Source organism: Flavobacterium undicola, assembly GCF_009909155.2.
GTDB lineage: Bacteria > Bacteroidota > Bacteroidia > Flavobacteriales > Flavobacteriaceae > Flavobacterium > Flavobacterium undicola.
In genome coordinates, this window is sequence record NZ_JAAAPM020000047.1 from 1 (window position 1) to 18739 (window position 18739).

Annotated in this window: 18 protein-coding genes and 1 tRNA gene; 10 read left to right on the forward strand and 9 right to left on the reverse strand. The window is 34.6% G+C overall.

Annotation, left to right across the window (positions count from 1 at the left end; all coding sequences use genetic code 11):
* Window positions 1–155: 155 nt before the first annotated feature.
* Entirely contained in the window at window positions 156–1235 is a 1080-nt protein-coding gene (gene recF / locus GTZ96_RS17225; protein ID WP_161645148.1) for a DNA replication/repair protein RecF, read from the reverse strand.
* A gap of 435 nt (window positions 1236–1670) precedes the next feature.
* Here recF and GTZ96_RS17230 point away from each other — a divergent pair, with 435 nt between their 5' ends.
* The 6 genes from GTZ96_RS17230 (at window position 1671) to GTZ96_RS17255 (ending at window position 7898) form a co-directional block, all read left to right on the forward strand.
* Window positions 1671–2447, forward strand: a complete 777-nt coding sequence (locus GTZ96_RS17230) for a tetratricopeptide repeat protein (RefSeq protein ID WP_161645149.1) — start codon at window positions 1671–1673, stop codon at window positions 2445–2447.
* Window positions 2448–2547: 100 nt separating this feature from the next.
* A complete protein-coding gene (gene ribH / locus GTZ96_RS17235) occupies window positions 2548–3123 on the forward strand; it encodes a 6,7-dimethyl-8-ribityllumazine synthase (protein WP_161645164.1) in 576 nt (191 codons plus the stop codon).
* Between the two features lie 150 nt (window positions 3124–3273).
* Entirely contained in the window at window positions 3274–5148 is a 1875-nt protein-coding gene (gene mutL, locus GTZ96_RS17240) for a DNA mismatch repair endonuclease MutL (RefSeq protein WP_161645150.1), read from the forward strand.
* Window positions 5145–5891, forward strand: a complete 747-nt coding sequence (locus tag GTZ96_RS17245; RefSeq protein WP_161645151.1) for a rhomboid family intramembrane serine protease — start codon at window positions 5145–5147, stop codon at window positions 5889–5891. The genes mutL and GTZ96_RS17245 overlap by 4 nt, the downstream gene beginning before the upstream one ends.
* A gap of 36 nt (window positions 5892–5927) precedes the next feature.
* Window positions 5928–6797: a rhomboid family intramembrane serine protease gene (locus tag GTZ96_RS17250; RefSeq protein WP_161645152.1), complete on the forward strand. Its 870-nt coding sequence runs from the start codon at window positions 5928–5930 to the stop codon at window positions 6795–6797.
* 54 nt (window positions 6798–6851) lie between these two features.
* Window positions 6852–7898, forward strand: a complete 1047-nt coding sequence (locus GTZ96_RS17255) for an endonuclease/exonuclease/phosphatase family protein (RefSeq protein WP_161645153.1) — start codon at window positions 6852–6854, stop codon at window positions 7896–7898.
* 49 nt (window positions 7899–7947) lie between these two features.
* Here the strand turns inward: GTZ96_RS17255 and GTZ96_RS17260 are convergent, their stop codons facing one another.
* The 6 genes from GTZ96_RS17260 to GTZ96_RS17285 form a co-directional block, all read right to left on the reverse strand.
* Window positions 7948–8568, reverse strand: coding sequence for a WbqC family protein (locus GTZ96_RS17260; protein ID WP_161645154.1), 621 nt, complete (start codon window positions 8566–8568; stop codon window positions 7948–7950).
* Window positions 8569–8641: 73 nt separating this feature from the next.
* The gene (lepB, locus tag GTZ96_RS17265; protein WP_161645155.1) at window positions 8642–10219 is read right to left on the reverse strand and encodes a signal peptidase I; all 1578 of its coding nucleotides are present in this window, start codon (window positions 10217–10219) and stop codon (window positions 8642–8644) included.
* Window positions 10220–10253: 34 nt separating this feature from the next.
* On the reverse strand, window positions 10254–10955 hold the full coding sequence (gene dapB, locus GTZ96_RS17270) for a 4-hydroxy-tetrahydrodipicolinate reductase (RefSeq protein ID WP_161645156.1): 702 nt from the start codon (window positions 10953–10955) through the stop codon (window positions 10254–10256).
* 56 nt (window positions 10956–11011) lie between these two features.
* Window positions 11012–11572, reverse strand: a complete 561-nt coding sequence (locus GTZ96_RS17275; protein ID WP_161645157.1) for a DUF5683 domain-containing protein — start codon at window positions 11570–11572, stop codon at window positions 11012–11014.
* Entirely contained in the window at window positions 11572–12471 is a 900-nt protein-coding gene (locus tag GTZ96_RS17280) for a ParB/RepB/Spo0J family partition protein (protein WP_161645158.1), read from the reverse strand. Before GTZ96_RS17280 ends, GTZ96_RS17275 begins: the two co-directional genes overlap by 1 nt.
* 4 nt (window positions 12472–12475) lie before the next feature.
* On the reverse strand, window positions 12476–13243 hold the full coding sequence (locus GTZ96_RS17285) for a ParA family protein (RefSeq protein WP_161645159.1): 768 nt from the start codon (window positions 13241–13243) through the stop codon (window positions 12476–12478).
* Window positions 13244–13443: 200 nt separating this feature from the next.
* On the opposite strand from GTZ96_RS17285, the gene GTZ96_RS17290 reads away from it, so the two are divergent.
* Together GTZ96_RS17290 and GTZ96_RS17295 are read left to right on the forward strand one after the other, a co-directional pair.
* Window positions 13444–13518: transfer RNA gene (locus GTZ96_RS17290), tRNA-Pro, on the forward strand.
* Between the two features lie 48 nt (window positions 13519–13566).
* Window positions 13567–13812: a GIY-YIG nuclease family protein gene (locus tag GTZ96_RS17295; RefSeq protein ID WP_161645160.1), complete on the forward strand. Its 246-nt coding sequence runs from the start codon at window positions 13567–13569 to the stop codon at window positions 13810–13812.
* 203 nt (window positions 13813–14015) lie between these two features.
* On the opposite strand, the gene GTZ96_RS17300 is transcribed toward GTZ96_RS17295, so the two are convergent.
* Window positions 14016–14639: a hypothetical protein gene (locus GTZ96_RS17300; protein ID WP_181033225.1), complete on the reverse strand. Its 624-nt coding sequence runs from the start codon at window positions 14637–14639 to the stop codon at window positions 14016–14018.
* 60 nt (window positions 14640–14699) lie between these two features.
* Window positions 14700–15272 carry a dihydrofolate reductase family protein gene (locus GTZ96_RS17305; protein ID WP_161645162.1) on the reverse strand — a complete coding sequence of 191 codons (573 nt, stop codon included), beginning with the start codon at window positions 15270–15272 and terminating at the stop codon, window positions 14700–14702.
* A 371-nt stretch (window positions 15273–15643) separates the two neighbouring features.
* Between GTZ96_RS17305 and GTZ96_RS17310 the strand changes: the two genes are divergently transcribed.
* Window positions 15644–16489, forward strand: a complete 846-nt coding sequence (locus GTZ96_RS17310) for an SGNH/GDSL hydrolase family protein (protein ID WP_161645163.1) — start codon at window positions 15644–15646, stop codon at window positions 16487–16489.
* Window positions 16490–16868: 379 nt separating this feature from the next.
* Window positions 16869–18404: an IS1182 family transposase gene (locus GTZ96_RS17315; RefSeq protein WP_235973043.1), complete on the forward strand. Its 1536-nt coding sequence runs from the start codon at window positions 16869–16871 to the stop codon at window positions 18402–18404.
* Window positions 18405–18739 lie beyond the last annotated feature (335 nt).

Here is an 18739-nt window from a genome sequence, read left to right on the forward strand (position 1 = left end):
GCTTTGCAAGCTTCATCATTTGGCAATTCTTTTATAAAGTTTAGTATGCTTTGTCCTTCAAATACTTCCATAACGACTGTTTTTAAAGACATAAAAATACAGAAACTAAATGACTAACTCAAAAAACTTATATTACTTATATGGTTTAAAGAATATTATAAATTGAATATTTTATAAGATTGCAGCGTGGATTTTACAATAGCTTCGGTGCGTTCCGGATGTGTATCTGAAATAAACAGTTGTCCAAAAGTATCCGAGTTAACCATCTCAACAATTTTAGCTACCCGGGTTTCATCTAATTTATCAAAAATATCATCGAATAATAAAATGGGTTTTACACCGCTTTGTTTTTTCAGAAATTCAAATTGAGCCAGTTTTAAAGCAATCAAAAATGATTTTTGTTGGCCTTGCGAGCCAAATTTCTTGATAGGATGATTGTCGATTTCAAAAGCCAAATCGTCTTTGTGAATTCCCATACTGGTGTAGTGTAAAGCCCGGTCTTTATTGATGTTTTCTTGTAAAAGCGTCAATAAATCATTTTCGAACAAATGACTTTCATACATTAATTGAACCGATTCCTGCGAACCCGTAATGGCATGATGGTGTTCGTTGAAAATGGGAATAAACTCGGCGATGAATTCTTTCCTTTTTTCGAAAATATACTTTCCATAACCGTCTAACTGCTCATTATATATAGAAAGGGTGTCGTTGTCAAAAACATGATTCAAAGCAAAATATTTCAACAAGGCGTTACGCTGACTCATTACTTTTTGGTACTGGATGAGTTGTTGTAAGTAATGGGAATCGAGTTGTGATATAATGCTGTCAATGAATTTTCGGCGGGTTTCGCTGCCTTCGATGATTAAATCCCTATCGGCTGGCGAAATAATAACGAGCGGAATAAATCCAATATGATCGGAAAATTTATCATAAGCTTTGCCGTTGCGCTTCAATACTTTTTTTTGTCCTTTTTTCAGGCTGCAAACCAGTTGTTCGCTTCTTTCGTTTTTTATGAATTCGGCATCAATTACAAAAAACTCTTCGCCATGTTTGATATTTTGAACAGCAAGCGGATTGAAATAGCTTTTTCCATAAGACAAATGGTAAATAGCGTCCAGAACATTTGTTTTTCCAATACCATTTTTACCTACAAAACAGATTATTTTACCATCAAATTCGAAATTAGCTTCCGAAAAATTTTTATAATTGAATAAAGAAATTTTTTTTAAATACATTTTAAGCGCTGCTGATATTGAGGTGTTTGCTGTTTTTGCCCGGACTTTTAAAAGAGGCTGCAAATTATTGAAAAATATCGATATAAAAGCAGGGCGTTCGCATTTAAAATTTTCAGACATAGATTTCACGAATTTTTACAAAATAGGATTAATTTTTAAAATTGAATTACACGAATTATAGAATAGATTAAGGGATTCGTGTAATTAAAACAGATTGAATTTCGTGTGAATTTGTGAAATCTGTGTTTGACTTTTTTAAAAGTAAATGTCTTAATATAGAGGAGGGTGGATGTTTTCTGTGCTAAAAAAAATCCGGCTGAATTTGGAGTTTGTTCGTTAAAATAAAAATATTTTCGATTTAGATATAAAATATGAGTTTTTATGTGTGGGTTTGAATAAAAATTTTATTTTTGCGGTTCACTAAATTATTTTTAAATGGCTACGTACAATAAAAGAGGATATAAAGCACCAAAAGAGAAAGAAGTAAAAGAGGCAGTAGAAGAACAAGTAGTAATTGACGAAAAAAACAGTACAACTGCTGAAGTTTTTTCTAAATTAGATGAAACTGCATCTAGAACGGAAGACTGGGTTGCTAAAAATCAAAAAATCATTATTGGTATAGTAGGAGCTATTGCTTTGTTTACTGTAGGTTATGTAGCTTACCAAAAATTTATTGCTGAACCAAAAGAAGATGAAGCTGCCAGTGAAATGTTTGTTGCTCAACAAAACTTTGAACAAGCCAGTAACGGAGTTGCCAGCGATTCATTATATAAATTAGCATTAAATGGTTCTGAAGGTAAATTCGGATTCATTAAGATTGCTGACGAATATTCAGGAACTTCAGCTGGAAATTTAGCTAATTACTATGCTGGTGTTGCCTATTTGAATACTGGAAAATATGCTGAAGCTATTGATTATTTAAGCAAATTCAAATCGGAAGATGTTATTTTGAGTGCAATGGCAAAAGGAGCTATTGGAGATGCTTATGCTGAGAAAAATCAGCCAAAAGAAGCTTTAGAGAATTATGTAAAAGCATTTGAATCTAATAAAAATGATTTCACAACGCCTCGTTTCTTATTGAAAGCTGGAAAAACAGCTTTAGAATTAGGAAATAAAGAAGACGCTATAAAATATTTTACAGATATTAAAGAAAACTATGAGAATGCACCTGAAGCTGCTTCAGTTGATGCTTTGATAGGTTTATCTCAGTAAATAAAGTTAGAATTTAAAAATTGGTGATTGCAGGGATGAAAAAGACTTGTAATCACCAATTTTTATTTATAAATTGAAATCTAAAAAAATTAAATTAGATATGGCAACGATTAATAAAAACTTATCAGTTTACGATAAAAGCACACTTCCTAGCGCGAAAGATTTTCGTTTTGGAATAGTAGTTTCTGAATGGAACGAAAATATAACAGAAGGCTTGTATAAAGGAGCTGAAGAGGCTTTTTTAGATAATGAAGTTCCGGCAGCGAATATTATTCGATGGAATGTTCCTGGAAGCTTTGAGTTGATTTATGGTGCGAAGAAAATGTTGCAAACTCAAAAAGTGGATGCTGTAATTGCGATAGGTTGCGTTATTCAAGGACAAACCAAGCATTTTGATTTTGTATGTGAAGGCGTAACGCAAGGCATCAAAGACTTGAATGTACAAACGGATATTCCGGTAATTTTTTGTGTTTTGACCGATAATACCATGCAACAATCTATTGATAGAAGCGGAGGAATTCATGGTAACAAAGGTACTGAAGCTGCTATAGCTGCAATAAAAATGGCTTACATTCGTCAGCAGGCTTCGTTGACCCATGAATATGCAAGTCAGAATTTGTTGACTTCAGGAGCAGTTCAGTTAGGAGAAGGGACACCTTTAGAATTAAAAGAGTAAAACTAAATAATTCAGAATGAAACCTATACTATTCTAGCCAAATGGTATAGGTTTTTTTGTTTTATTTATGATTGTCAAAGCAGTAAAACCCCACGGAAATTTGTTAAATTTGTGCAGCTTTGTTTTTAAACTATAAATTAATTTTTTTTAATGTCGAGTATAATCCAATTACTTCCTGATCATGTTGCTAATCAAATTGCTGCGGGCGAGGTGGTTCAAAGACCGGCTTCGGTGGTAAAAGAGCTTCTTGAAAATGCTGTCGATGCTAAGGCTTCAGATATCAAATTGATTATAAAAGATGCTGGGAAATCATTAGTTCAGGTGATTGACAATGGTTTAGGAATGAATGTTACCGATGCGCGTTTGTGTTTTGAGCGTCATGCTACTTCCAAAATTCGTCACGCCGAAGATTTATTCACACTACATACTAAGGGGTTTCGAGGAGAAGCTTTGGCTTCTATTGCAGCGATTGCTCATGTGGAGATGAAAACCAAGCAAGATCAAGAAGAATTAGGAATACAAATCGTTATCGAAGGAAGTAAATTTGTTTCCCAGGAATCGGCCGTGTTGCCTAAAGGAACTTCGTTTGCCGTTAAAAATTTGTTTTTTAATATTCCTGCCCGACGCAATTTTTTAAAGTCGGATACGGTGGAATATCGCCATATTATTGATGAATTTCAGCGTGTGGCTTTGGCTCATCCCAATATTCATTTTACTTTTTACCATAACGGTAGCGAAATGTTCAATTTGCCCATTTCGACCTTAAGACAGCGTGTGGTGAATGTTTTTTCGGGGAAAACCAATGAGAAATTAGTTCCTGTTCAGGAAGACACCGAAATTGTAACGGTTCAGGGGTTTGTTAGCAAACCTGAATTTGCTAAAAAAAATAGGGGCGAACAGTTTTTCTTTGTCAATGATCGTTTTATAAAAAGTGGTTATTTGCATCATGCGGTGATGGCTGCTTATGACGGGATTTTAAAAGATGGAGCGCAACCAAGTTATTTCCTGTATTTGTCGGTTCCACCAAATTCTATCGATATCAATATTCATCCTACCAAAACTGAAATCAAGTTTGATGACGAAAGTGCGTTGTATGCTATTTTAAGAGCTTCAATAAAACACAGTTTGGGACAGTTTAATGTGGCGCCTGTTTTGGATTTCGAAAGAGATTCTAATTTGGATACGCCATATCATTATAAAGATCTGGAAGGAGCTGTGCCTACCATTCAGGTCGATAGTACTTTTAATCCATTTTCAGATGATAAAGTGAATAAACATTATGCTGGTTCAAGTTCCGGTTCCGGTTCGAGCTACAAGAAGCCCGTTTCGACTTCTAATTGGGAGAGTTTGTATGTGGGATTAAAGCAAGAAGCTGATTTTACAACCGAAAGTACCGAATTTTCATTTGAAAGTGATGAAGTTACAGGTTCATTATTTAATGATGAAGAAGTAGAACATGCGGTTCAGAATGTGTATCAAATTCATAAAAAATATATTGTTTCTCCTATCAAGTCTGGAATGGTAATTGTGGATCAGCAGCGCGCGCACCAGCGGGTTTTATACGAACAATTTTTGACAAATATGACGGTGCATCAGGCATCGAGTCAACAATTGTTGTTTCCATTAAATTTGTATTTTTCGTCAAGCGAAATGGAATTAATTGACGATTTGAAGCTTTCCCTAGTCAATACAGGATTTGTTTTTGAAGAAACCAATGATGATCATGTGGTGATTTCAGGAATTCCGGTAAATGTGACCGAAAGTGAAATTTCGATGGTATTAGAACAGTTATTGAGTGATTTGCAAGATGGAATTCCAGAGAATAGTTTTAGTCAAAATGATACCATTGCCAAATCGATGGCGAAGAGTTTGGCTGTGAAAACAGGAACAAGTTTAACAATAAAAGAACAGGAAAATTTAGTAAACGGACTTTTTGCCTGCAAAGATCCTAATGTATCTCCTTTTCAAAAACCAACTTTCATCACGATGCGTGTGGAAGATATAGATAAAAAATTTGCACTATGATGAATGTAACCGAAACGGTAAAACAATTATTGATAATTAACATCCTGTTTTTTATTGGAACATTAGTAGTGGGTGATCCTGCTTATCAAATGCTGGCGATGTATTTTCCAGAGAATCAAAATTTTCATGCCTGGCAGCCATTAAGTCATATGTTTATGCATGGTGGTTTTATGCATATTTTCTTTAATATGTTTGCTTTGTATTCATTTGGCTCAGCATTAGAACATTTTTGGGGAAGTCAAAAGTTCCTTTTCTTCTATATTTCCTGTGGTTTAGGTGCTGCTTTGTTGCACACAGGGATTAACTATTATTATTTTAATGATGCAATTAATATATTAGTAGAAAATGGCTTTAAAAAATCGGAGATTTTACAATTATTAAACGAAGGGAAAATTAATACACAGTGGCAATCTATTTTAACAGCATCAGAGTATCAAAATTTTATCAGTGCCTTTGCAGGAACTGTAGTAGGAGCTTCTGGAGCTATTTACGGGATTGTTGTTGCTTTTGCTTTTATGTTCCCTAATGCGGAGTTGGCTTTGATGTTTATTCCGGTGCCGGTAAAAGCCAAATATTTTGTGCCAGGATTAGTTTTGTTAGATTTGTATTTAGGAGTTTCAGGACAATCTATTTTTGGAGGGCCAGGAATTGCTCATTTTGCCCACGTAGGAGGAGCTTTGTGTGGTTTCCTGATTATGTGGTATTGGAAGAAAAATCAGTTTAATGACAACCGTTGGAATTAATAATAGAAAACAACAAAACCTTATAAAAACGAATAAATGAATATTCTAGACGACATAAAATTGCAATACAAACTAGGAGGAGTGGCTCATAGATTGATCTATTGGAATGTGGCTTGTTTTTTAATATCCTATGTTCTTCCTGGGATATTGAAGATTTTTGGTTTGGAATTGTCTATTATTCAGTATATAAGTTTGTCTTCAAATCCTTCGGATTTATTATGGAAACCTTGGTCGGTAATTAGCTATGCTTTTTTTCATTCTGATTTTTTCCATATTTTATTCAATATGTTGGTGCTTAATTTTGCGAGCCAATTGTTTTTGACTTTTTTTACCCAAAAACAGTTTTTAGGATTGTATTTGTTGAGTGCAATTTTTGGAGGAGCTGTTTTTGTTGGGAGTTTTTATTTAATGGGAATTAGTGCTCCTTTGGTCGGTGCTTCAGCCGCAATAATGGCTATTTTAATGGCAGTTACTACTTACCAGCCTTTAATGCCGGTACGATTACTATTGATAGGAAATGTAAAGTTGTGGCATATTACTGCGGTATTCCTGATAATAGATTTAATGCAACTGCCTTTAGATAATATGGGAGGTCATATTTCGCATTTAGCGGGTGCTTTTTTTGGTTTTATATATATCAAGGCCTTGCAGAATGGTACTGATATGAGCATTGTTATTACCAGAATTATTGATTTTTTTGCCAATATTTTCAGGAAATCACCATCGACTCCATTTAAAAAAGTACATAAAAATTATTCTAAGCCAGTAGAAAAAAGAGCTTCCAGAATAGTAACAAAAGATAAAGTACAACAACAAATTGATGAGATTTTAGATAAAATCAGTCAATCAGGTTATGATAGCTTAACAAAAGAAGAGAAAGATTTTTTATTCAAATCAGGGAAATAATTGCTTGAAATTGCTGTATTTTTATAGTGACTTTAAGTGTTAAATTTTAAAAAAATGAAAAACCTTTCGTGGTTCAATAAGGGGATGTTTTTTTTAAACATCTTTCTGATAGTCGTCACTTTTATCGCTTATATTTTGCCTTTTTTGGCGCCGAAAACTTTTCCTCTTTTATCGGTGTTAACTTTGTTTATGCCTTTGTTTTTCATCTTTAACAGTCTTTTTTTTGTGTACTGGGCCATGCAATTCAAAAAAAGAATGGTGATGTCGGGTTTAGTGCTTTTGATAGGAATTACTTTTATCAATAAGTTTTATAAATTTTCGGCTAAAGATTATCCGGAGGAAGAGACGGATTTTGTGGTGATGAGTTACAATGTCCGATTGTTTAATTTGTTTAAATGGCAAAATAAATTGGATATCCCAGAAACTATTTTGGAATTCATCAATGATAAAAATCCTGATATTTTATGCATCCAGGAATACTCTAATTCGGCTCATGTTGACTTAAAAGTGTATCCTCACCGAACCATTTTTATGGAAGGCGATCAGATAAAAACGGGACAGGCTATCTTCTCTAAATTTCCAATTATTGAACAGGGTAAAATTTCTTTTCCTAATTCGAATAACAACGTGGTGTATGCCGATATAAAGAAAGGGAAGGATATTATCCGAGTGTATAATATGCACCTGCAGTCCATTAAGATTTCTCCGGATGTCAACGAGATTTCAGAAAATATTGATGTGATTGATAAAGAAAAATCGCAGCTGTTGTTTAATAGAATTAGTAAGGCTTTTAAGCAACAACAACAGCAGGCCGAGATTTTAAAGGATAATTTAAGAGAATGCAAGTATCCTGTCATCATTTGTGGGGATATGAATAATAGTGCTTTCTCCTATGTGTATCGCATCATTAAAGGAAGTTTAAAAGACGGATTTGAGGAAGCTGGTAAAGGTTTTGGACAAACCTATCGATTTAAATATTATCCTGCCCGAATAGATTACATCTTTGCTGATAGACAAATGAAGGTAAAAAAGTTTGAAACTTTCCCTGAGTTTGATAATTCTGACCATTACCCAATTATGGCAAAGCTTTCGTTCGAATAAATCTTAGGACAAATTCCAATTTTTAAAATTCCAAATTCCAAAAATAATACTATCCTAGTTGCTGTGCTTTCAAATAATCAACAGTAAATTTTCCTTCGTTAAAAAGTAAATCAAGAATGCTTAAGTTGTTGATAAAACCATGTTTGTCATCAAAAACCTGGGTGTAAGGTTCAAAAGTTGAAGTGTCTTTTTTTCCGTTTACCAAAAATCGATAATCTAAAATAGTATTCGAATCTACTTGATGGAAATATTCTGTAGTAGTTTCGAAGTTGAATTTTGTACGCATGCATTTTGAAATAATATCGAATGCTTCCAAATTCAAATCCATTAAGAAATTATGCTTTTTTTCGAAAAAAGGAATAAAATCATCCTCAAAGAATTCAAAGAAAGGAGAGCTTCTGTAAGCTGCTTCCAGCGATTTAAAATGTTGTTTTTGCCAGTCAAAATCATTTTCTATCTGAATGTCTTTTGTTTTTTGATGGCTTGTTTTCGAATGTTTTATAGGAATATTTAATAGTTGAATCCCATTTGGACTATAAATATAGGTGCGGTTTCTGTTAGTCTGTTTCTGAAAATTATCTTCCATTTCAAATACGATACTCTCTGATTGCATGATAGCAACAAAATGACTAATCGATGGGAAATAAGATGGATGTAATAAGGTTTTCATTTGTTTATTTATGATATAGTTTAGGTCTAAAGTTGAGATTTTACAGACTCAATTTTAGACCTAAAACTTTAGACTAGATATTGTTTTTCTCTTTTCTTTTTTTCCAAAAATATTCTCCAACGAAGAATGCAGCCAATAGGATTAAGAAAATTTTGAAATAAGATTGTGGTTGACCTTCGCCACTTACAGTCGTGAAAACTCTATCCCAACGCACTTTTTTCAATCCTTTTGCATTAGCATCCCAACTCATCCATATAAAAACAGGCTTTCCTACAATGTGATCTTCAGGAACATAACCCCAGTAACGGCTGTCTTCTGAATTATGGCGATTATCACCCATCATCCAGTAGTAATTTTGTTTGAAAGTGTAGCTGTTAATTACTTTGCCATTCAATCTAATTTCGTTTCCGGTTACTTTTAAGTCGTTTTTGTTTCCGTTATCGTCTTTTTCGTAATCAGTAATAATTCTTTTGTAAAAAGGAAGGCTTTCAAGTGTAAGTGCTACTGTTTTTCCTTTTTGAGGAATATAAATAGGACCAAAATTGTCGCGATTCCATTTGTTGATGTTAGGAAAAATCCCTTCTTCAGGACCATGAGCAATTTCTTGTTTTACAGCGGTTATTCCAGATGTTTTTCTTAATCTTTCAGCTCCTGCAGCAGTTAAGGCTCTAAAATATAAGGTGTCTTTTAATTCACTTTTATAACCTACACCATCAGTGATGTCCATGTCTTTTAATAAAAATTCAAAGTCAATAGGAGTTTTTCCGTCTAAGGCTACTGCGTATGAAAATTGAGGTTTTGCACGTTCAGGAAGTTGTAAAACTTTTCCATTGATGTAAACGATTCCGTCTTTAATAGACAAACTATCTCCTGCAACACCTACACATCTTTTAACGTAATTCGATTCTTTATCAATAGGTTTAATTACACCAGGGTTACCTTTAGGTTCGAAAAAATAATGTACTGTATCTACAGGCCAGTTAAAAACAACAATGTCAGTACGTTTAATTTTGTCTTCAATTCCAGGTAATCTTAAGTAAGGCAGTTGTGGGAAACTTAGATAAGATTTTCTTTTGGTCATTGGGATTGAATCATGAACCATTGGTAAAGCTACAGTTGTCATAGGAACTCTAGCACCATAATTTACTTTACTCACAAATAGAAAATCACCAATTAGTAATGATTTTTCTAATGAAGAAGTTGGAATGGTATAAGGTTGTACAAAATAAGTATGCACTAATGTAGCGACAATAATTGCAAATAATAAGGAGCTTACAGTATCAGCAGTTTTGTTTTTTGGGTGTAAGCTTCTTTCTTTATTGAAATCTAATTTTTGTGTGTAATTGATGTAATAGATATACAATCCGCAAGTTACAATTCCCAGAATAGTATCCAGTTGACTGCGTTTTCCAAAAGTTCTTAATGTTTCTACCCAAATAACCGGAAACATAATCAAGTTAATAATTGGGATAAAAAGCAATAAAGTCCACCAGGTAGGTCGACCAATGATTTTCATTAGGACAATAGCATTATATACTGGTATTGCAGCTTCCCATTTTTTTCTTCCAGCTGCTTCATATAGTTTCCAAGTTCCTAAAAAATGAACAACTTGAATAATAAGAAAAAATACAAACCATTGATATAGTGTCATAGTTCTTTTGAATTAAAGGTTAGTTTTGGTTTGATTATTTAATGTTAAGTACGTCTCTCATACTGAAAATTCCTTGTTTTCCGGCTAGCCATTCAGCGGCAATTACTGCGCCCAATGCAAATCCTTCACGGTTGTGAGCAGTATGTTTGATTTCGATACTATCAATACCAGAATCGTAAGTAACAGTATGTGTACCCGGAACTTCACCGGTACGAACCGCTTCGATGTGGATATCATTTTCTGTTGCGTTTTCAAGTGTCCAGTTGCTGTAGTTGCTGTTTTCGATAACTCCTTGAGCTAATGAAATAGCTGTTCCACTTGGAGCATCTAGTTTATGGATATGGTGAATTTCTTCCATAGTTACCTTGTATCCGTCGATGTTAGCCATCATTTTAGCCAAGTATTCGTTTAGACCAAAAAATAAGTTAACACCTAGACTAAAGTTGGAACTCGAAATAAAACCACCATTTTTTTCTTTGCATAAAGCAATCATTTCATCGTAGCGGTCTAACCATCCCGTAGTTCCCGAAACTACAGGAACATTGTTGTTGAAACTAGCCGAAATATTATCTACGGCAGCTGTAGGAACACTAAAATCAATAGCAACATCAGCATTTGAAAGTCCGTCGTAGGTGTTGAATTCGTCCTTTTTCAAGACAATTTCATGACCTCTTTCCAGAGCAATTCTTTCAATTACCTGGCCCATTTTTCCGTATCCTAAAAGCGCAATTTTCATTTGTGTTGTATTTTAAATTAAAAAGATTTTGAATCAATCAATTCTTTTGTATTCGATTAAAAGTTATAATTAAGGCTTAGCCCTACGTTTGTTTTAAAATTGAGATTGTTTTGATAAAGTGTAGGTTTTACAGACAGTCGATCGTCTACGTTAAACTGCATTAATGCCGCATCAACATTGGCATCAATAATATTTAAAACATAAAAACCTACGATGAACAAAGAGGATAAATCACGATTACGCTGGTAGAATTTTTGTCCGGCAATCAATCGGGCATTGTCTAAGTATGAAAATTCATCATCAGTATATCCTTCTAATCTTCGTTTGTAAGCATCTCTAAATTGATGGTATTTTTTATTACTGTCTAAATAAAAATAAAGGCTGGTTCCTATGGCACCATAAACCAAAGGGATTTTCCAATATCTTTTATTGTAAGCCTGACCCAAACCAGGTAAAACTGCCGAATAAAAGGCTGCTTTGGCTGGAGTTAATGGATCAATGTCTATAGACTTTAAAGTATCTTTAGCTACTACTTCTGATTGGGCTTTTTTTTGTGCCAATGCAGCGCTGTTGCTTAAGATAATAAGAAATAGTGCTATGGAAATAATTTTGTTCACTATCCCTTGATTAATTCAATAATTCGATTAAAATCTTTTTCAGATTGGAATGGAATAGTAATTTTTCCTTTTCCGTTAGTCGTAACTTTAATGTCTACTAAGTTTCCAAAATAAGAATTAAAAATCTTTTTCTGATTTTCGTCTATATCAAAAGATGTTGTTTTAGCTTTTGCAGCTGGTTTTGGTTTTAAGCTTTCGTGGTAATTTTTAACCAAAGCTTCAGTATCACGAACCGAAAGATTCTGACTTACAATTTTTTGATAAATATCAGTTTGTGCATCTAAATCTTCGATGTTGATAATCGCTCTACCGTGTCCCATACTGATGAAACCGTCGCGAATTCCTGTTTGGATAATCGGATCTAGTTTTAAAAGACGCAAATAGTTAGCAATTGTAGAACGTTTTTTACCTACGCGCTCACTCATTTGCTCCTGAGTCAGTTGGATTTCATCTATCAAACGTTGGTAAGAAAGTGCTATCTCGATAGGATCTAAGTCGTGGCGTTGAATGTTTTCAACCAAAGCCATAACCAGAGATTCGTTGTCATTCGCAATTCGAATGTAAGCAGGAACGGTCGCCAATCCTATTAATTTTGAAGCACGTAAACGACGTTCTCCAGAAATTAATTGGTATTTATTGAAATCTAATTTTCGAACAGTAATAGGTTGAATTACGCCCAATTCCTTGATAGAAGTGGCTAATTCTTTTAATGATTCTTCGTTAAAATTACTTCTGGGTTGAAACGGATTGATTTCAATAGCATCAATTTCGAGTTCAATAATATTTCCAACAACCTTGTCTGCATTTTTGTCTTCTACCGATTTGATATCGTTATCTGGATCCTTTAATAAAGCAGATAAACCTCTTCCTAAGGCTTGTTTTTTTATTGCTTTTGTCATAAAACTATTGGATGTTTTTCTTTATAATTTCTTGAGCAAGATGTAAATAATTAGTAGCACCTTTACTTGTAGCGTCATAGTTGATGATGCTTTCGCCAAAACTAGGGGCTTCACTTAACTTCACATTTCTCTGGATGATAGTTTCAAAAACCATATCGTTAAAATGTTTTTGTACTTCTTCCACCACTTGATTAGATAAACGCAATCTGGAATCGTACATGGTCAATAATAAACCTTCGATGTCTAAGTCAGGATTGTGGATTTTTTGGATACTTTTTATTGTATTCAATAATTTTCCAAGACCTTCCAAAGCAAAATATTCACATTGGATAGGAATGACCACAGAATCGGCAGCTGTTAAAGCGTTTAGTGTTAATAAACCTAGAGAAGGAGCACAGTCAATAATGATGAAATCATAATCGTCTTTTACACTTTCTAAAGCTTTTTTAAGCATGTATTCTCTTTTTTCCTTGTCTACTAATTCGATTTCGATAGCCACAAGGTCAATATGAGCAGGAATAACATCTACATTGGGAGCCGAACATTGAATGATAGCTTCTTTAGGAGTATTGCTGTGCTCTAGAATTTGGTAGGTACCAATTTCTACACTTTCCACATCAATTCCTAAACCAGAACTAGCATTAGCTTGAGGATCAGCGTCTATTAATAACACTTTTTTTTCTAAAACACCTAGGGAAGCAGCAAGATTTACAGATGTTGTAGTCTTTCCAACGCCTCCTTTTTGATTAGCAATCGCAATGATTTTGCCCATTTATTTTCTATAATTTTGAACGGTAAAAATACAATTTATTATCGTTTCTAAAAATCTATTTTGTTAACATTTGTTAAAGCTTGATTTGTCGTCTTTTGACGGATTATTGATTGTGTTTTAGTCTAATTTTACAATTGCGATTTTATTTTTAAGAATAGTTTGCAAAAGCAAAAAAGAGTTGTATATTTGCAGCCGCGTTACGGGGTGTAGCGTAGCCCGGTTATCGCGCCTGCTTTGGGAGCAGGAGGCCGCAGGTTCGAATCCTGCCACCCCGACAAAAACCTTCTTGTGAACCAAGAAGGTTTTTTTATTTGTAGCAAATTATGTTTTACGTTTATATATTATACTCAAAGTCCATTGATACTTATTATGTTGGATCTAGCTCAATTTCGTTAGAGGATAGACTACGTCGTCATTTAAGTTCTCATAGTGGTTTTACAGCCAGGGCTAAAGATTGGGAAATAGTTTATTTTGAATCTTACGATAATAAGAAAGATGCAATTTTGCGAGAGCAAGAGATTAAGAAGTGGAAGAGTAGAGTAAGAATAATTAAATTAATATCAGGTTAGAACAGTTATCGCGTCCCGTTTTGAAAACGGGAAGGCCGCAGGTTCGAATTTCCGTTTTCGGAATGAACTCTGCCACCCCGACAAAAACCTTCTTGTGAACCAAGAAGGTTTTTTTATTTGTAGCAAATGTTGTCCTGTTCAAAACGCTTTGTTTTTTTAAAGGAAGTAGATAATCTTCCCGGCATTTTTAAAAACACTGTTGACTAATCATATTTTGGAAAGAAATCTATCTCTTCTTTTTTATGGTTTGTTTGAGTCGAAATTCTAGTTTCTTTTAAGCAAGCTCCTTTTTCATCTTTAGCCTCACAGTGTATTAAAACTTCGTCAATAAGTACGTCATTTTTGTCCCTGATAACAATTTTAGAGAGTTCTTTGTTCGTATAATAAAAATACTGGGTGTAGAAAGTGCTAAAATTATCTACTATTTTGGCAATGCTTCCATCTGAATTATAATGATAAATGGATTCATTTTGTTTGTATTGTTTTCGGGTGTAACAGCTGATACGTTCACGCTGATTGGGTTTCCAACGGGTTTTACAGTAATAGGTTTCTTTGTCTGGATAGGATTGCACTTCAAACCATAATCTCTTTTGGGTTTCTTGCAATAGATTACCAACAGCATCAACAGTTTTGGAGTATTTAATGCGGCCATTTCCGGTAAAGACCATTTGCTTTTTGTACAATAGTTTCTTCTGATTGTTTTCTACCAAGTATTTTTCCTCGGTTGCCGATTTTATCCCTTCGGGCAATAGCTGTTTATTGATGTACTTTTTTGTGGCACATGATTGTACGGCGAAGACTAGGATAAAAAACAATAAAACCCTCATAGTTATAAAAGTTTAATATGTACTAATTTACGAATTCTAAAAAAAATAAAATAGCTTAAGTTAATCGCGTTTTGTTTCGTAGTGAAGAGCAATTACTCCACAAGAAAATGTTTTCGATTCTATAAGTTTCAGTTGAGTCGTTTCGGTTACACCTTTAAATAACGGAATGCCCTGGCCAAGTAGTACCGGATTAACAAATAACCAAAACTCATCAACTAAACCTTGACTTAATAAGGAATGAGAGGCGGTAGGACTTCCAAAAATTAAAATATTTTTTCCGTCCTGTTTTTTTATTTTATTGATGTTGTCTGCAAGTTGGTCACTAATAACTTTGGTATTTTCAAGTCCTTTTTCACTCATTGTCTTTGATAAAACAACTTTTGGAACTTTGTTGTACCAGGCCGAATGTTCTTTGTCGTGTTTTGATGCGTTGGCTTGTTTGCAGGCATTTGGCCAATAACTCTGCATCATTTCATAAGTTACCCGTCCATAAAGAGCAGTGTCCGCTTTATCAGTCATCGTACCAACAAAGTCAAAGAGCTCCTCGTCTACATTTGCCCAGTTCAGTTCTCCCTTAAGTCCTGCCACAAAGCCATCAAGTGAAGTATGCATAAAGAATATCAATTTTCTCATTTTGTTGTTGGTTTAAGTATTTATACAGTTTGTCTAGTTGGAATAGACAAACTTAAACATCACAGAAAGTTAAGAAAAAAACAGTAATGAAAGCAAGTTTAAAACTAACTTGAGTAGGTAGTCAATCGTTAGCGCATTCTATGATTAAAGCAAGACAAAGCTGTGTCTATAAAAATGGTATCCCTTTTTTACATTTTAAAATAAAAATATGTCGACAAAATATAAAGCCACAACTACAGAAGATTATTTTAGTTCTGCCAGAAATTCTGCTTCTTTAGAAAATAGATTGGAGGTAATTTTGTTAGATTTGTTTTGAAAATTTGAATGGACGCAGAATAACCATTTTACATAAACTTGAAATACATTAAAATATGAAACATATAATTGCTAGTGCCTGTATCCTTTTATTCACAGCGGGTTTTAATGGTTTTGCACAACAGGCTGTTCCAAAAGTAAAATTAACAGACAAAGAAAAAACACTAAACTCACAATGGGAGGGCAAGCGGGTGGCTTTTTTGGGTGATTCGATGACCGACAAACGCCGTGTAGGAACTACTTATGTGTATTGGGAGTATCTAAATGAATTGCTTGGAATAACACCTTCTGTATATGGCATCAGCGGAAACCAGTGGAATGATATTTACAAACAGTCGGTGAAGTTGCACGACGAAAAAGGAACGAACATTGACGCCATACTGATTTTTGCAGGAACGAATGACTATATGCACGATACGCCGTTAGGTGAGTTTTTTAGTGAAACAACAAAGCAAACTATCTTTAACGGAAAGGAAGTGACGCGTAAATACCGAACTCCAAACCTGAATGATTCGACCTTTTGTGGTCGAATTAATAAAGCCATGTCTTACCTGAAGAACAATTACCCACAACAGCAAATTATCATTATGACACCTATTCACAGGGGATTTGCCAAGTTTAACGAGAAGAATGTACAACCTGACGAAAACTATGCTAACGGACAAGGATTGTATATTGATTCCTATGTTGCTATTTTGAAGCAAGCGGCTTCCTACTGGGCAGTTCCGTTGATTGATCTCTATTCAACAAGTGGATTGTTTCCAATGGCCGATACACAATTACAATACTTTCATAACAAAGAAACGGATAGACTGCATCCCAACGCATTAGGTGATTACCGCCTGGCCAAAACCATTCAATATCAATTATTGGCATTGCCTTCAGGTTTTGTTACTGAATAAGTAAGTAGTTTCCATCGGATTTAAAACGAATTGAAGATTGCACAATCGTTAGTGATGAATTTAGTATATATCTGTGGCGTTTGGGGTATCAGAAAGCCGCGTTACAAACGCTTTGTTTTGTTTTAAAAGGAAGTAGGTACTCGTTGCAAACGAGAACCAGATGGGGCAGTTGTTAGGGAAACAGATTTTTCTATAGTTTTCCACCAAAAAAATGGAGAAAAATTAAAAGCAGTTATATTTATTTTTTGATCGGACATTTAATTTATGAGTCTGTGTTAAAGTTACTACTAACGTCAGTCTGTGAAAAAACTTCCGTTTGATTGTAAACAAATATACTAAAATAGTGATATAAAAAACAGGATTTTTCGTATTTTTAGGAATGCAACATATAACAGGAATTTCCCGCTACCAGCTACATTTTTCTAGTTTAGAAGACACTATAAGTCCCGACAACCAAGTACGGTTTATAGATGCATTTGTGGAATCTTTGGAGCTCTCAAAACTTGGTTTTTCTTTGCGAACTCTCAAAGGAGAAGGTCGCCCAAGCTATAACGGCAAAGTGTTTCTAAAAGTCTATCTATATGGCTATCTCAATGGAATTAGAAGTTCCCGCAAACTGTCAAAAGAATGTTTTAGGAATATGGAGATGCTGTGGTTATTGGAAAACATTCGTCCCAATTACCACAGCATTTCGGATTTTAGAAAAGAGAATCCCGTTGCCTTGAAGAACTTATTTAAACTGTTTGTTTCGTTCTTGAAAGATACCGATTTGATAGGTGGTGAAACCATTGCCATTGACGGTACCAAAAGCCGAGCGCACAACAGCAAAAAGGCCAATTTCAATCAAAAGAAAATAGACAAACATCTAGAATATATTGAAGCAAAAAGCCAAGAATACCTAAATGCTTTGGAGGAAAACGACCTCAAAGAGAATTCTACAGAAATTAAAAATATTCAGAAAAAGATAGAGCGCTTAAAACAAAACAAACTTCGTTATGAGTTGCTGGAAGAAAAGCTAAAAGTAAGCGGGGAACCCCAGATAAGCACTACCGACAGCGATGCCAGGGCTTTGTTGGTTCAGGGACAAGTGGTTGAAATATCATTTAACATGCAGGCAGCAGTAGATGCCAAGCACAATCTTGTAGTAGCTACGCATACCATCAACAAGAATGACCGTAGCGCCTTGTCGGCAATCGCTATTGAAGTTAAAGAGAATCTAGGAATCGAAACATACACCGCATTGGTAGATAAAGGCTACCATAATGGCAAACAAATAGAAATTTGCAAACAAGCGAACATCACTACAATTGTAGCGCAGCCCGAACAAGGAAAAAATAAAGAAAGGATAGCCGAGGGTTATTTGATATCTAAGTTCCAATACGACCACACCGACGACACGTACATTTGTCCACAGGGCGAAACTCTCAAAACCACAGGCAGCTGGCACAAAAAAACTACTGATAGAGACAGTTATGAGTTTAAAAGATATCGAACCCCCAAATGTAGAGAATGCCCTGTAAAACAGTTATGTACCAGCAGAAAGTCTGGACGTGATATAGACCGCAGTCAATATGCCGATGCCGTAGAAGAAAACAACAAACGCTACAACGCAAATGCACAGCTCTATCGCAAACGGCAGGAAATCAACGAACACATCTTTGGTACTATCAAACGACAATGGGGCTACAATCACACCAATTTAACAGGATTAGAAAAAGTAAACGGAGAACACAGCCTGATTATGCTGGTGTATAACATCAAACGCAGTATCAATATACTTGGCGTACCGGATTTAATCGCAAAACTCCAAAAATGGAACTCACCCTACAAAGCAAAAGTATTGTTTTTAATGAAAAGGAGTTATTTAAAGCTTAATACAGCAACTAATTTTTATCCAGAGAAATTGGCAGCCTAAAAAAAGAGCTTTCTTAGAAGGCTTTATTTGAATTGTAGTATCGTGAAATTTTAAGATTTTACTAAAAAAAAGAGGTTTTTTCACAGCCTGACGTTCTGGCGCTTGGCGAGGTTGGGGAATAAAGATGCGAGATTTTTCGGTTAAACACAAATTTTGCAAGTACAAAACCAACTTTCCATTAAGCCCAAAACCCCAATCTCGCCAAACGGCTGTTGAACTAAACCTTCGGTAGCACTTACCGTAGTTTTAGTACCTTACGAATATAATTAAATTTCGTAAGTTATGGCTACAAAAAAAAGCATCCAGAAGATTTAAGAGAAAATAAAATTCTCAAT

Coding starts and splice junctions, on each gene's coding strand:
- GTZ96_RS17260 (WP_161645154.1), bottom strand. CDS start 8,568: ATGAAAACCTTATTACATCCATCTTATTTCCCATCGATTAGTCATTTT.
- dapB (WP_161645156.1), bottom strand. CDS start 10,955: ATGAAAATTGCGCTTTTAGGATACGGAAAAATGGGCCAGGTAATTGAA.
- GTZ96_RS17230 (WP_161645149.1), top strand. CDS start 1,671: ATGGCTACGTACAATAAAAGAGGATATAAAGCACCAAAAGAGAAAGAA.
- GTZ96_RS17305 (WP_161645162.1), bottom strand. CDS start 15,272: ATGAGAAAATTGATATTCTTTATGCATACTTCACTTGATGGCTTTGTG.
- GTZ96_RS17245 (WP_161645151.1), top strand. CDS start 5,145: ATGATGAATGTAACCGAAACGGTAAAACAATTATTGATAATTAACATC.
- ribH (WP_161645164.1), top strand. CDS start 2,548: ATGGCAACGATTAATAAAAACTTATCAGTTTACGATAAAAGCACACTT.
- GTZ96_RS17300 (WP_181033225.1), bottom strand. CDS start 14,639: ATGAGGGTTTTATTGTTTTTTATCCTAGTCTTCGCCGTACAATCATGT.
- mutL (WP_161645150.1), top strand. CDS start 3,274: ATGTCGAGTATAATCCAATTACTTCCTGATCATGTTGCTAATCAAATT.
- lepB (WP_161645155.1), bottom strand. CDS start 10,219: ATGACACTATATCAATGGTTTGTATTTTTTCTTATTATTCAAGTTGTT.
- recF (WP_161645148.1), bottom strand. CDS start 1,235: ATGTATTTAAAAAAAATTTCTTTATTCAATTATAAAAATTTTTCGGAA.
- GTZ96_RS17285 (WP_161645159.1), bottom strand. CDS start 13,243: ATGGGCAAAATCATTGCGATTGCTAATCAAAAAGGAGGCGTTGGAAAG.
- GTZ96_RS17255 (WP_161645153.1), top strand. CDS start 6,852: ATGAAAAACCTTTCGTGGTTCAATAAGGGGATGTTTTTTTTAAACATC.
- GTZ96_RS17315 (WP_235973043.1), top strand. CDS start 16,869: ATGCAACATATAACAGGAATTTCCCGCTACCAGCTACATTTTTCTAGT.
- GTZ96_RS17310 (WP_161645163.1), top strand. CDS start 15,644: ATGAAACATATAATTGCTAGTGCCTGTATCCTTTTATTCACAGCGGGT.
- GTZ96_RS17280 (WP_161645158.1), bottom strand. CDS start 12,471: ATGACAAAAGCAATAAAAAAACAAGCCTTAGGAAGAGGTTTATCTGCT.
- GTZ96_RS17295 (WP_161645160.1), top strand. CDS start 13,567: ATGTTTTACGTTTATATATTATACTCAAAGTCCATTGATACTTATTAT.
- GTZ96_RS17250 (WP_161645152.1), top strand. CDS start 5,928: ATGAATATTCTAGACGACATAAAATTGCAATACAAACTAGGAGGAGTG.